At 60.2% G+C, this 12,617-nt stretch carries 11 protein-coding genes and 1 tRNA gene; 5 read left to right on the top strand and 7 right to left on the bottom strand.

Annotated features, from left to right (window positions below):
- Positions 1-33: 33 nt before the first annotated feature.
- Positions 34-1,029 carry a catabolite repressor/activator gene (cra, locus tag V8J63_RS12850; protein WP_110646628.1) on the top strand — a complete coding sequence of 332 codons (996 nt, stop codon included), beginning with the start codon at positions 34-36 and terminating at the stop codon, positions 1,027-1,029.
- 3 nt (positions 1,030-1,032) lie between these two features.
- Entirely contained in the window at positions 1,033-1,809 is a 777-nt protein-coding gene (locus tag V8J63_RS12845) for a TatD family hydrolase (RefSeq protein WP_130887759.1), read from the top strand.
- Positions 1,810-1,933: 124 nt separating this feature from the next.
- On the opposite strand, the gene V8J63_RS27810 is transcribed toward V8J63_RS12845, so the two are convergent.
- The 4 genes from V8J63_RS27810 to V8J63_RS12825 all read right to left on the bottom strand — a co-directional run bounded on the left by V8J63_RS27810 (position 1,934) and on the right by V8J63_RS12825 (position 7,813).
- Positions 1,934-2,623 (bottom strand): methyl-accepting chemotaxis protein, encoded by a 690-nt coding sequence (locus tag V8J63_RS27810; RefSeq protein ID WP_370695133.1) that lies wholly within the window; start codon positions 2,621-2,623, stop codon positions 1,934-1,936.
- Positions 2,624-4,174: 1,551 nt separating this feature from the next.
- Positions 4,175-5,014 carry a regulatory signaling modulator protein AmpE gene (gene ampE / locus V8J63_RS12835; RefSeq protein ID WP_197890244.1) on the bottom strand — a complete coding sequence of 280 codons (840 nt, stop codon included), beginning with the start codon at positions 5,012-5,014 and terminating at the stop codon, positions 4,175-4,177.
- Positions 5,011-5,571, bottom strand: a complete 561-nt coding sequence (ampD, locus tag V8J63_RS12830) for a 1,6-anhydro-N-acetylmuramyl-L-alanine amidase AmpD (RefSeq protein WP_133334666.1) — start codon at positions 5,569-5,571, stop codon at positions 5,011-5,013. The genes ampE and ampD overlap by 4 nt, the downstream gene beginning before the upstream one ends.
- A 64-nt stretch (positions 5,572-5,635) precedes the next feature.
- Entirely contained in the window at positions 5,636-7,813 is a 2,178-nt protein-coding gene (locus tag V8J63_RS12825; protein WP_336464164.1) for a DUF1631 domain-containing protein, read from the bottom strand.
- Between the two features lie 267 nt (positions 7,814-8,080).
- Here V8J63_RS12825 and nadC point away from each other — a divergent pair, with 267 nt between their 5' ends.
- Positions 8,081-8,929: a carboxylating nicotinate-nucleotide diphosphorylase gene (nadC, locus tag V8J63_RS12820; RefSeq protein ID WP_016771747.1), complete on the top strand. Its 849-nt coding sequence runs from the start codon at positions 8,081-8,083 to the stop codon at positions 8,927-8,929.
- 80 nt (positions 8,930-9,009) lie between these two features.
- Here the strand turns inward: nadC and V8J63_RS12815 are convergent, their stop codons facing one another.
- Positions 9,010-9,309 carry a DUF6388 family protein gene (locus tag V8J63_RS12815; protein ID WP_024011573.1) on the bottom strand — a complete coding sequence of 100 codons (300 nt, stop codon included), beginning with the start codon at positions 9,307-9,309 and terminating at the stop codon, positions 9,010-9,012.
- Between the two features lie 355 nt (positions 9,310-9,664).
- Between V8J63_RS12815 and V8J63_RS12810 the strand changes: the two genes are divergently transcribed.
- Complete coding sequence (locus V8J63_RS12810; RefSeq protein WP_336464163.1) at positions 9,665-9,916, top strand: type II toxin-antitoxin system HicA family toxin; 252 nt, start codon at positions 9,665-9,667, stop codon at positions 9,914-9,916.
- Positions 9,913-10,254 (top strand): type II toxin-antitoxin system HicB family antitoxin, encoded by a 342-nt coding sequence (locus V8J63_RS12805; RefSeq protein WP_016771749.1) that lies wholly within the window; start codon positions 9,913-9,915, stop codon positions 10,252-10,254. The genes V8J63_RS12810 and V8J63_RS12805 overlap by 4 nt, the downstream gene beginning before the upstream one ends.
- Positions 10,255-10,273: 19 nt before the next feature.
- Here the strand turns inward: V8J63_RS12805 and V8J63_RS12800 are convergent.
- Together V8J63_RS12800 and pnp are read right to left on the bottom strand one after the other, a co-directional pair.
- Positions 10,274-10,346: transfer RNA gene (locus V8J63_RS12800), tRNA-Thr, on the bottom strand.
- 157 nt (positions 10,347-10,503) lie between these two features.
- Positions 10,504-12,609 (bottom strand): polyribonucleotide nucleotidyltransferase, encoded by a 2,106-nt coding sequence (gene pnp, locus V8J63_RS12795; protein ID WP_122610859.1) that lies wholly within the window; start codon positions 12,607-12,609, stop codon positions 10,504-10,506.
- Positions 12,610-12,617 lie beyond the last annotated feature (8 nt).

Here is a 12,617-nt window from a genome sequence, read left to right as displayed (position 1 = left end):
GCGGCATGCTCGAAAAAACAAGGAAATACCGGGTTGAAACTCAGTGATATCGCGCGGTTGGCCGGCGTCTCCGTCACCACCGCCAGCTACGTCATCAACGGCAAGGCCGAACAGCAACGCATCAGCAACGCGACCGTCGAGCGCGTGCGCGCGGTGGTCGATCTGCACGGCTTCACGCCCAATCCGCAAGCGGCCGGCCTGCGCAGTCGGCATACGCGCACCCTGGGTTTTATCCTGCCGGATCTGGAAAACCCCAGTTACGCGCGGATCGCCAAGTTGCTCGAACAAGGCGCGCGGGCGCGCGGTTATCAATTGCTGATCGCCAGTTCCGACGATGCGCCGGACAGCGAGCGCCAGTTGCTGCAACTGTTCCGCGCCCGCCGTTGCGATGCGCTGATCGTCGCCAGTTGCCTGCCGGCCGGTGATGACAGCTATCGCCAGTTGCAGGCCAAGGGTCTGCCGATCATCGCCATCGACCGGGTCATGGAACCGGAGCATTTCTGCTCGGTGATCAGCGACGACCGCGAGGCCAGCCTGCATCTGACCCAGAGCCTGCTCGATCCGCAGCCCAAGCAGATCGTGCTGCTCGGCGCCCGCCCGGAGCTGAGCATCAGCCAGGAGCGTGCCGCCGGCTTCCGCGAGGCTCTCAAAGATTTCAAAGGTGAGGTGCTGGTCGAGCACGCCGAGTCGTTCAGCCGTGAGTGCGGCAAGCAACTGATGGAAGAACTCCTGCAGCGTCTGGGGCATTTGCCTGACGCGCTGGTGACCACCTCCTACGTGCTGCTGCAAGGCGTGTTCGATGCGCTGCATGATTTCCCGCTGAAATCGCGGCCGCTGCGCCTGGGCACGTTCGGCGACACGCAGTTGCTGGATTTCCTGCCGCTGCCGGTCAACGCCATGTCCCAGCAACACCAGTTGATCGCCGACAAGGCGCTGGAACTGGCCCTGGCAGCCGTCGAGCAGGACGACTACCAACCGGGCGTGCAAGCCATTGCGCGAACTTTCAAGCAGCGTATTCATCGGGACTGAATCGTGGAGCTGATCGACAGCCACACCCACCTCGACTTCCCCGACTTCGACGCCGATCGCGCGGCGCTGCTGGCAGAAAGCCGTGCCCTCGGCGTGCAGCGCATCGTCGTGCTGGGGGTGCATCAGGGCAACTGGCAACGGGTCTGGGATCTGGTGCAGAGCGATGCCGATCTGTACGCGGCGTTCGGATTGCACCCGGTGTTTCTCGATCAGCATCGCCCCGAGGATTTGCACGCGCTGGGTGACTGGCTGAAGCGCTTGCGCGGGCATCGGCAGCTGTGTGCGGTGGGCGAGATCGGTCTGGATTATTTCATCGAAAACCTCGATCGCGAACGGCAACAGGCGTTGTTCGAAGCGCAGCTGCAACTGGCCGCGGACTTCGAGTTGCCGGCGCTGATCCACGTACGCCGCAGCCACGCAGCGGTGATCGCCACGCTCAAGCGCTTCAAGCTCAAACGCGCCGGCATCATCCACGCCTTCGCCGGCAGCCGTGAGGAAGCACGGGAGTACATCAAGCTCGGGTTCAAACTGGGTCTCGGCGGCGCACCGACCTGGCCGCAGGCGCTGCGCATGCATCGGGTGCTGCCGGAACTGCCGCTGCAATCAGTGGTACTGGAAACCGACTCACCAGACATGGCCCCCGCCATGTTCCCCGGCCAGCGCAACAGCCCGGCGCATCTGCCGGCGATTTGTGCGGCGCTGGCCGAGCTGATGAATATCACGCCTGAACAACTGGCCAACGCCAGCACCGCCAACTGCTGCGAAGTCTTCGGCTGGTAACACCGCCATCCCCTGTGGGAGCGAGCCTGCTCGCGAAAGCAATCTGGCAGTGACGTCGTCAATGCCTGACCCACCGCCTTCGCGAGCAGGCTCGCTCCCACATTTTTGATCCGGTTCCAGCCTTTCAGACACGAAACGCGCTGATCAGTTGTTTGAGCTCAACCACCTGCGCCGACAGCGCACGGCTGGCATCTTCGGTCTGGTGTGCGCCTTGTGCTGTGCGTTCGCCGGCGCGGTTGATTTCGACGATGTTCTGGTCGATGTCATGGGCCACGGCAGTCTGCTGTTCGACGGCAGCGGCGATTTGCTGGTTCTGATCGACGATCATGCCCACCGCGCCAAGAATGTTCTCCAGCGCCTGCTGGACCTTCTCCGACTGGCCCACCGTGCCGTTGGCCATCTGATGGCTGACGCCCATGGCCTTCACCGCCGCGCCGACGCCACCGTGCAGCTTGGCGATCATCTGCTCGATTTCTTCGGTCGATTGTTGGGTGCGCTTGGCCAACGTGCGCACTTCATCTGCGACCACGGCAAAGCCGCGCCCCTGCTCGCCGGCTCGCGCCGCTTCGATCGCAGCGTTGAGCGCCAGCAGATTGGTCTGTTCGGCGATGCTCTTGATCACTTCCAGTACACGGCTGATCGACTGGCTGTCGCTGGCCAGTTGATTGATCACCAGCACCGACTGATCAATCTCGCTGGCCAGCGCGGCAATGCTGCCCTGCTGCGATTCCACCAGCCCGCGCCCGCTGAGGGTTTCGTCGTTGACGCTGTGGGCGCTGCTCACCGCCGCAGCAGCACTGCGCGCGACTTCCATTGAAGTCGCCGACATCTGGTTCATCGCCGTCGCCACTTGTTCGATCTGCGAGCGCTGCCCAGCGACAGCCTGATTACTCTGCGCCGAGACGCTTTCGACCTGCACGGCCTGGCGCTCGACCTCGCCGACGGTATGCCCGACACGTTCGATCAAGTCGTGAATCTTCTTCACCGTGCCGTTGAACACCTCGCCCAACTCGCCCAGTTCATCGCGGCTGCTGGCCTTGAAGTTGACGGTCATGTCGCCGGCGGCGACCTTGTCCATCATCGCGCCCAGGCTTTTCAGGGTGGTCCGGGTCGAGGCGTAGAAACCGCCATAAAGATAGAAAATCAGCACGAACACCACCGACAGCGCAGAGGCTTGCAGAATCATGTGCGTGCGGTTCTGCGCCAGACGCTGCTGCAACTGGCTGTCGAGAAATTTCAGCGTGGCCTGATTGAGCTGGTAGGTGTGTTCCATCAGCCCGGTGACCTGATCGTAGAATGCCTGCCACGGCGCATCGAGGGTGTCGGCCATCACCACTTGTTCTTCGAACAGCTCGCTGGCCTGCTTGAGCGAAGCCTTGCTGCTGTCGGCTTGGGCAGTGAGGGATTCGCGTGCGGCGTTGCTGGAGCCGAGGGCGTCTTGCAGTTTCAGGGCGTACTCGGCCTGGAGTTTTTCGAGCTGCACCAACAACTCGTCAAAACGCGTGCTCGAGGAACTGTTGAGAAAGCCCTGGCCCAACGAATACGAACCCATCGCCCGGCCTTCGCCGAGGGTTTGCGTGACACTGGGGGTAATCAGCGTGACCAGTTCGCTGAGCTGACGAATGTCGCTCTGGTTGTCGCGGCTCAACCCGGCCTGACTGGTGATGATCTGGCTGAAAATCTGCGCACTGGCCAGCAACTTGCCGATCAACGCGCTTTTGCTTTGCAGCGAGCTCTCCGCTTGCTGGGCCTTGAACGCGGCGATCATTTCATCGCGTTTCGCCTCGAACTGCTTGATCTGTTCTGGATCTTCGGTCATCGCCGTCAGCGCTTCAAGGCGCGCGAGCACAGCCTGCTCCAGCGTCTGGATCTGCGCTTCGACATTGCCGGCCTTGCCGGACTGGCCGAGGGTGACGTCGATCTGCACCAGATTGTTCAGGGTCTCCAGATCCCGCCGCAGGCTCAGGCTGCTGCCCAGCAGGTCGAGGCTCTGCAATTCGACGCGGGTGCCCTGAAATTCGCGATAGGAGTCGCGCACCAGATAGAAATTGGTCACCAGCATCGGCACCAGGAACAGCACGCTGATCAGGCTGAACTTCATGCCGAAGCTCAGACGGTTCATCAGCGAGACGGCGGGATAGAGCAAGCTCTTCACTGGAAGTCTCCCTTGGTTTTTCTTGTTTTTATTGGCAGGCGCGGGACGACAGCAGATAGCCACTATCGGGCGCTATCTCTGTATAGCGTAAATCGGCGGGAGGTTTTGTAACTTAAGGTTACTGATGAATGATGGAACAGGGTTTTCAGGGCTGCGGCGCAGCCCCTCGGGGATAAATCCCCTCGCCACAATGAGTTTCACTCTGGCTTATCAGTGAACCAGAACCGTCCACAAGGCAAACCCGGCATACCACAGCACCGCCGCGCGCAGCAGCAGTTCCCACAGGCAATCGAGGGTGTTGATGCCGTCCGGGCCGACCACTGGCGGCGGAACTTCCCCGGCTGCCAAGCCGACCTTGTTGATCAACTGCGCAGCACTGATGTTCCAGTTCAGCAGCTCATGCAGCATCACCCGGCTGACCGCGACGAAGTTGCCGACCAAGGCCAGACTCGCCGCCAGCAAACGCACCGGCACCCAATCGAAAGCGTGACGCAATTGCGCAGCACGCTCGACCAGCGCCGGATTGCTGCCGTGCTCTTCGGCCAACGCCAGCAAGCGATAGGCCAATGCCGCCACGGGGCCGAGGAGGAAGTACCAGAAGATCACCGCAAAAAAACTCTGGTAGGCCTGCCACAGCAGATGCCCCTGGACTTGTTCAAGCAACTGCTCGCCGCTGTCGGCGCAGATGTCCAGGTCGCGCTTGGCGACGTGCGCCGCCGCTTGCAGATCCTCACGGCGCCAGGCGTCGCGGAACGGGCCGAGGCCGCCGAGCAGATCGCCACGCCCGAGGCTGTAAATCACCACCAGCAAATGCACCGGCAGCGCCAGCAGACCGTACGCCACAGGTTCCAGCACCAGCAGCAATAGCGCCAGCAACGCCACCGGGCACAGCACCAGAATCGTCAGCACCAGCCACGGTTGCCTGGCCAGCCGTTTGCTGTTTTCGAGTTTGTGCAGTTCGCGGATCCATCCGCCGTCGCGTTGAAGCCGATGGCGCAGGGCCGAAAACTTCTCGATCCACAGCGCCAGCAGTAACACCAGAAAACTCATTGTCCTTCCTCTTTTGCCAGGGCTGCGCGGTAGCGTGCCCAGTCGAATGCCGGTCCCGGATCGGTCTTGCGCCCCGGCGCGATATCGCTGTGGCCACAGATGCGCTGAGCGGTGATCGCCGGAAAACGTTTCTGCAACTGCCGGGTCAGCGCAGTCAACGCGCGATATTGCTCGTCGGTGAACGGCAGATCATCGGTGCCTTCCAGCTCGATGCCGACGGAAAAATCGTTACAGGTTTCACGACCTTCGAACATCGAAACACCGGCATGCCACGCCCGCGCAAGACAAGAGACAAACTGGGTGACCTTGCCGTCACGTTCGATCAGAAAATGCGCCGAGACGCGCAGGTCAGCGATGCCTGCAAAGTACGGGTGTTCGGTGACATCCAGACGATTCTGGAAAAATTCCTGAACCTTGCCCGTGGCGAATTGCGCCGGCGGCAGGCTGATGTTGTGGATGACCAACAGGGACACTTCGCCCGCCGGGCGCTCATTGAAGTTGGGCGACGGGCAGATCTGCACGCCATGACACCACCCGCTCGCGGGATCCAACTGCATACCGATTCCTTCAACGCCGACCATGTGGGCGCCCAGTATGCCGCGATCCACCCTCACCGCGCGATCACTTGCCGCGATTGAGTCGCCGCAGGTCGCCCAGCACCGATTCCAGTGCGCGGTCGAACAGCAAGGTGTCATCCAGCGCACGCGCGGCGCCACGGCTGAAAGCCAAGGCGAGGTCGGTGCGGCTGTGCTCCAGCACTTTCGTCCCGGTGCGGTCGACGAAGACATATTTGCCGGTCTCTTTGATGATCGCGGCAAGCTTGCAACGCAAGCTCTGTTCGTCGTCTGCGTCGAACACCACCCAGTGGCCCACACGCAACTGCTCGACCTGAGACAGACTGGCAGCGTCTTGCGCCAGGCGCGGCGCCGGGGTGGCTGCTGCCTGGTCGGCACTGTGCTGCAAGACCTCGGGCGTGACTTCCATCAGCGGCATGGCGCTGTGCTCGGCATCGTCGGAACGTTCCAGCACGCGTACGTGCAGAGCCTCCAGCTCACTGAAAAATTCGCTGGTGGCAAACGGGTCGAACGCGGTGCTGCTCAGGCCATCGCGCAGTGACTTGAGCAAACCCGGGACCAGTGCCAGCAGGCGCAGGCTGGATTCGCCGTCGTCATGGCGCTGCACGCTCCAGACCAACTGTTCCATGGTCTGCACGTCGGCGTGCCATTCGGCAGACTGATCGCCATGCTTGAGGCAGGTCAGCAACAGCACTTTGCTCCAGGCCTGCTGGACGAAACTCACCACCGTCGCCGGCAGCACTTTGCCCAGTAGCGCCTGTTGCAACGCCTGCGCGACACGCCGCTGAGCCAGCTCGGCCCTCGCCCGGCCTTCCTCGGCGTCCCGCAAGCGTTGTTCCAGCAGTTCAGTGCGACGGCGTTCTTCCTGAGTGAAGGCGAGGAAGTCGGCGAGCAGTTCGGAGAAGATCGCCGGGTCGTCGACAAACTCGCTCAGCAAGCGTTGCACCACTTGCTCGATGCGCACGTAGAGGCTGTCGCGCTCAGCGCCGTCGCAATCGCTCCAGCCCATTGCGGCCTCGGCGATTTCGTTGAGCAGGCGCCGCGCCGGGTGCGTGCTGCGGCTGAAGAAACTCTTGTCTAGCACGGCGACCTTGAGCATCGGAATCTGCAATCGGGCAATCAGCGCCTTAAGCGCATCAGGCACGTTGCGATCATCGAGGATGCAGTCGAAGACCATGGCGATCAGGTTGATCACGTCTTCGTCTGCAGGCGCGACGACACGGGAGCGGCCACTTCTGACGCTGACCCGGGTCAGCAGTTGCTCGAGCTGATGGCGCAGATCGAAATCTTCCTGAGCCTCCAGCGCCGGTACGTATTGCTGCAAGTGCGACAACAAACGCAACAGGTCGCGGGTGTTGATCGGATGCGCCGGGGCGCCGGGCTCCAGGGTCGGTGTGACGCGGCCGCGGACCTGGGCGAGCAATTGCTGCATCGCGGCGAACACTTCCTCGATGCCTTCGTCCGCTGGCGGCTCGTCGAGATCTTCAATCAATGTGTCGCTGTCCGCAGGCTCGACCATGCGACGAGCCACGGCGGGCTTCAGATGTGGCAACACGCCGGTGGCGAGCAACAGCTGATTGGCCTCGCCATACAACTGCTCGGTGTCAGCCAGCACATAGCGTTCGAACAGCTTGAGCAGGATCAGCTTGACCTTGATCTCGACGCCGAGGTTACGCCCGGCCTGCAGGAAATATTCGCAGAGCATCGCCGGACTCAGCGGGTTGTGCTGATCGTCCAGACGCTTGCCGAGCATCGAGCTGAAGCGTGCGGTCAGTTGATCGAGAGCGAAGCCGTCGCGCTTGAGCACGCGACTGACCATGGTCTGCACGGCCACGGTACGCTCCATGGCATCGGTGCGCGGCGCCGACTCTTCGACCACCGGCGTGCGTGGCAGAGTGTTGGCGGCGGGGTCGTATTGGGTAAGACCGGCGAAGGCTTCAAAGAACAGTTCCAGAAAGCCGCGCTCGATATTCTTGCGCTTGAGGCGCAGGTCGCGCATGGCTTCGAAAAAGATGTTCTGATCGACGTCGTTGCGCGCCCGGTCGGCCATTTCGAACAGCGTGTCGTCGGCGTTATCGAACAGCTCCTGCAAATCGTGGCGCAGCTGCTGCGCAGCCTTGTCGCGAACCTGCAGCAGAATCACCGGCAAGCGGGCAAGCGGCGAGTGGTCCGCCAGATCGGCAGTCGCCCGGTGCAAAGGCACCACTTTCCCGTCGTTGCGCATCCAAGCCTCCTGGAACGGTGATTCGGTTCGTCGCTTTCGACACTGCCCCAGCGGAGTCGTTCGTCAAAGCCATGACGTCAAATACAAGGCGGATTATCTGGCAAAAGAGGCCGGCGATGCTATAGGCCTCAGGGTTTCCCCTATACGCCATACACCTCGCACTCAGCGCAGGAAAATCGACCAGATGCGCCAGGCACGCACGTTCTCGCCTTGGGTTGGCTCGCGCCCTGCCCCTATAATCGAACCACTTTGTTTGTGGAGTCCGTTATGCCGAATCTACGTCTCGCCGATCTGACCGCCGAAATCGAAAACAACGTGCGCCGTGCGTTGCTCGAAGACGTCGGCAGCGGCGACATCACCGCGCAACTGATCCCGGCCGAACGCCTGGCCAAAGCCACCATCATCACCCGTGACGACGCCGTCATCTGCGGCACCGCGTGGGTCGATGCGGTGTTTCGCCAGCTCGATCCGCGCGTGGCGGTGCATTGGCAAGTGGTCGACGGCCAGCGGGTCAAAGCCAATCAGCCGCTGTTTCACCTCGAAGGCCCGGCTCGCTCACTGCTGACCGGTGAACGCAGCGCATTGAACTTCCTGCAGTTGCTGTCTGGCGTGGCGACGCGCGCGCAGTACCTGGCAGACTTCGTCGGCGAGACGCAGGTCAAGTTGCTCGACACCCGCAAAACCCTGCCCGGCCTGCGTCTGGCACAGAAATACGCCGTAACCTGCGGCGGCTGCCACAACCATCGCATCGGTCTCTACGACGCCTTCCTGATCAAGGAAAACCACATCGCCGCCAGCGGTGGCATCGCCGAAGCCGTGGCCGCCGCACACAAGATCGCCCCGGGCAAACCGGTGGAGATCGAAGTGGAAAGTCTTGAAGAGCTGAAGCAGGCGCTGGAAGCCGGCGCCGACATCATCATGCTCGACGAACTGAGCCTGGACGACATGCGCGAAGCGGTACGCCTGACCGCCGGCAAAGCGAAACTGGAAGCCAGCGGCGGCATCAACGAAAGCACGCTGCTGCCGATCGCCGAAACGGGCGTGGATTACATTTCGATCGGTGCGATGACCAAGGATGTCAAAGCGGTGGATCTGTCGATGCGACTAAGCCTCTAAACGCAGCGGCAAGCTACAAGCTACAAGCCAAGCGACTCTGCTTTGACTTGCAGCTTGTAGCTAGAAGCTCGCAGCTGCTCTTATACGACGAGATTATTCATCTCGCAGTACTCTTCCCACTCGACACCCAAGACTTCCGCCGCTTCCTTGTGCAGCACGAGGCGCTGCGCCTCGAATTCCTCCGGCGTGCTCGTGTACTTGAGGGTCAGCTCCCACGGCTGCAAGCCCTGCGCTTCGGCTTCGTCTTCGAAGGCCCACTGGATCTGGTCTTTCTGATCATCGGGACTCAGGTCCTTGATCTCTTCCTTCAGGTCCGGCACATCCAGAAGGTATTTTTCCAGCGCTTGTTCGTGGCGTTGCTCTTGGGTCAATTCAGTCATGGGGTTCTCGCTGATCTTAGGAATGGAGGATGGATCTGGATCATCAAGGATCTCTCTGACGCAGGAAGCCATTGGAAGCTCGGTTTTTCCTGGCCTTCAGGACCATTCGTGGATCATCTGAAAACAACGGTGCTTGCTTGTCTGGTACGAAGGAATCCTAACAGAGACGCAAGCCAGTGCAACCGGGGGAATGAAATGAAGGGTGGTATGCGCTTGGTTACAGTTTCCTGTTTCCATGCGCGAAATCCACTGCGTATAAATCCTCGCCATCGCCTTTGATGGTCAAGGCGAACGAAACCTTCACATTGACCGCCCAAAAACAGGCAACTATATTCAGTTGCAGTCATAGGCCAGCATGTCAAAGACTGAAAAACTTCTCGCCAAACTAGTCAACGGCCGAAGCGCACTCACATGGTCCGAGCTTGTCACTCTGTTGGCGCGTCTTGGTTACTCTCAGCTGGAAGGATCCGGTAGCAGGATCAAATTCGACAACGGGAATCCGAGCGCATTAATCAACCTGCACAAGCCACATCCCGGAAATGAAATCAAAACATACGCAAGACGCCAGATTATCGAGCAACTGAAAACAGGAGGCCTGATTCCATGAGTTCCCAGCTGCACTACAAAGGCTATGTTGGCTCTATCGAGGCGAGCACGGAAGATAAGTGCCTGTTCGGAAAACTCCTTTTCATCAGGGCGCTGGTTAATTATGAAGGACAAACGGTGGCTGAACTGGAAGCAGCCTTTCGCGAGGCGGTAGATGACTATTTACAAACCTGTGAGCAGCTCGGGCAGAAGCCTGAAATCCCATGCAAAGGATCGTTCAATGTTCGCATCGGTCACGATCTGCATTTAGCAGCGGCTCTGGCGGCAACCCGTCAAAATGTGTCGTTGAATGATCTGACACGTCAAGCACTGAACGAATACCTCCAACACCACGCATAAAACTGAAGGCGAAAATTTTTGCCCGAGACAGGAATCGAACCTGCGACCTTCGCGTTACGAGTGCGCTGCTCTACCGGCTGAGCTACACGGGCGGTGGGCTAAACCTAGCACCGGTCTCGAGCTGCGGCAAATTTGTGGGTTGTCTGATGGTTTTCTTTTGAGAACTACAATTTCTTTATTTCAGATAAAAAAATGCCCCCGCCGTTTGCACGGCGGGGGCATCTTCATTGCGCTAAAGCGTTGGGGTGATTAAACGCCCGAAGCCTTGGCAGCTGCCACGTCTTTGATGGACAGCTTGATACGGCCGCGGTTGTCCACGTCCAGTACCAGCACTTCCACTTCCTGACCTTCTTTCAGAATGTCGGTGACTTTCTCTACGCGAGCGTCGCTCAGCATCGAGATGTGCACCAGACCGTCCTTGCCCGGCAGGATGTTTACGAATGCGCCGAAGTCGACGATGCGCTCAACCTTGCCGACGTAGATCTTGCCGATCTCGGCTTCTGCAGTGATGCTCAGAACGCGCTGACGAGCAGCTTCTGCAGCATCCTTGGTTTCGCCGAAGATCTTGATCGAGCCGTCGTCTTCGATGTCGATCGAAGCCTTGGTTTCTTCGCAGATCGCACGGATGGTCGCGCCACCTTTACCGATAACGTCACGGATTTTGTCGGTGTCGATCTTCATCGCGATCATGGTCGGAGCGTTGGCCGACAGTTCGGTACGCGACTGGCCAATGATCTGGTTCATCTGGCCGAGGATGTTCAGGCGCGCTTCAAGGGCCTGGCCTAGAGCGATTTCCATGATCTCTTCGGTGATGCCCTTGATCTTGATGTCCATCTGCAGTGCGGTAACGCCTTTGGCGGTACCGGCTACCTTGAAGTCCATGTCGCCCAGGTGATCTTCGTCGCCGAGGATGTCGGTCAGGACGGCGAACTTCTCGCCTTCTTTAACCAGACCCATGGCGATACCGGCCACCGGTGCTTTCATCGGTACACCAGCGTCCATCAGTGCCAGGGAAGCACCGCACACGGAAGCCATCGAGCTCGAACCGTTGGATTCGGTGATTTCCGACACCACGCGGATGGTGTACGGGAACACGTCAGCGGCTGGCAGCATGGCCGAAACCGAACGACGGGCCAGACGGCCGTGACCGATTTCGCGACGACCGGCGCCACCCATGCGACCACACTCGCCTACCGAGAACGGCGGGAAGTTGTAGTGCAGCATGAACGGGTCTTTCTTTTCGCCTTCCAGGGTATCCAGCAGTTGTGCGTCACGGGCGGTGCCCAGTGTTGCCACAACCAGCGCCTGGGTTTCGCCACGGGTGAACAGTGCCGAACCGTGAGTCTTCGGCAGAACGCCGACTTCAATGTTCAGCGGACGTACAGTCTTGGTGTCGCGACCGTCGATACGTGGCTTGCCGTTAACGATGTTTTCGCGAACGGTGCGGTATTCGATTTCGCCGAAGGCTGCTTTGACTTCAGCAGCGCTTGGCTGGCCTTCTTCACCGGACAGCTTGGCAACCACCTGGTCCTTCAGCTCACCCAGGCGAGCGTAACGGTCGGCCTTGACGGTGATGGTGTAAGCCTGGGAGATCGCTTCGCCGAACTCGGCGCGGATAGCGCCCAGCAGTTCGGTGGCTTCTGGCGCAGGAGCCCAGTTCCAGGTTGGCTTGGCAGCTTCGGCAGCCAGTTCTTTAACAGCGTTGATCACAACCTGGAATTCGTCGTGAGCGAACAGTACCGCGCCCAGCATCTGGTCTTCGGTCAGCTCTTTGGCTTCCGATTCAACCATCAGCACGGCGTCGGAAGTACCGGCAACGACCATGTCCAGGCTCGAAGCGGCCTGCTGCTCGTAAGTCGGGTTCAGCAGGTAGCCGGTGCTTTCGTGGAAAGCCACGCGAGCGGCGCCGATCGGGCCGTCAAACGGAATGCCGGAAATGGCCAGGGCAGCCGAGGTACCGATCATCGCAGCGATGTCCGGATCGGTCTTCTTGCTGGTGGAAACGACGGTGCAGACAACCTGCACTTCGTTCATGAAGCCTTCTGGGAACAGCGGACGGATCGGACGGTCGATCAGTCGGGAAGTCAGGGTTTCTTTCTCGGAAGGACGGCCTTCACGCTTGAAGAAACCGCCAGGGATCTTACCGGCAGCGTAAGTCTTTTCCTGGTAATGAACGGACAGAGGGAAGAAGCCCTTGCCCGGATCGGCTTGCTTTGCACCGACAACAGTCACCAACACGCTGACGTCGTCGTCAACGGTGACCAATACTGCGCCGGAGGCCTGACGGGCGATACGGCCTGTCTCGAGGGTAACGGTCGATTGACCGAACTGGAATTTTTTGATTACCGGGTTCACGGTGTCCT

This window comes from Pseudomonas sp. CCNWLW23, from assembly GCF_037095675.1.
Classification (GTDB): domain Bacteria; phylum Pseudomonadota; class Gammaproteobacteria; order Pseudomonadales; family Pseudomonadaceae; genus Aquipseudomonas; species Aquipseudomonas atacamensis.
The sequence above is the reverse complement of the archived record's forward strand: the minus strand, read 5'-3'. Positions and strand labels throughout refer to the sequence as shown.

Bases quoted from the DNA above. Each gene is read 5' to 3' on its own strand.
- V8J63_RS27810 (WP_370695133.1), bottom strand. From the start codon at position 2,623: ATGGAAGTCGCGCGCAGTGCTGCTGCGGCGGTGAGCAGCGCCCACAGC.
- ampE (WP_197890244.1), bottom strand. From the start codon at position 5,014: ATGAGTTTTCTGGTGTTACTGCTGGCGCTGTGGATCGAGAAGTTTTCG.
- ampD (WP_133334666.1), bottom strand. From the start codon at position 5,571: ATGCAGTTGGATCCCGCGAGCGGGTGGTGTCATGGCGTGCAGATCTGC.
- V8J63_RS12825 (WP_336464164.1), bottom strand. From the start codon at position 7,813: ATGCGCAACGACGGGAAAGTGGTGCCTTTGCACCGGGCGACTGCCGAT.
- nadC (WP_016771747.1), top strand. From the start codon at position 8,081: ATGCCGAATCTACGTCTCGCCGATCTGACCGCCGAAATCGAAAACAAC.
- V8J63_RS12815 (WP_024011573.1), bottom strand. From the start codon at position 9,309: ATGACTGAATTGACCCAAGAGCAACGCCACGAACAAGCGCTGGAAAAA.
- V8J63_RS12810 (WP_336464163.1), top strand. From the start codon at position 9,665: ATGTCAAAGACTGAAAAACTTCTCGCCAAACTAGTCAACGGCCGAAGC.
- V8J63_RS12805 (WP_016771749.1), top strand. From the start codon at position 9,913: ATGAGTTCCCAGCTGCACTACAAAGGCTATGTTGGCTCTATCGAGGCG.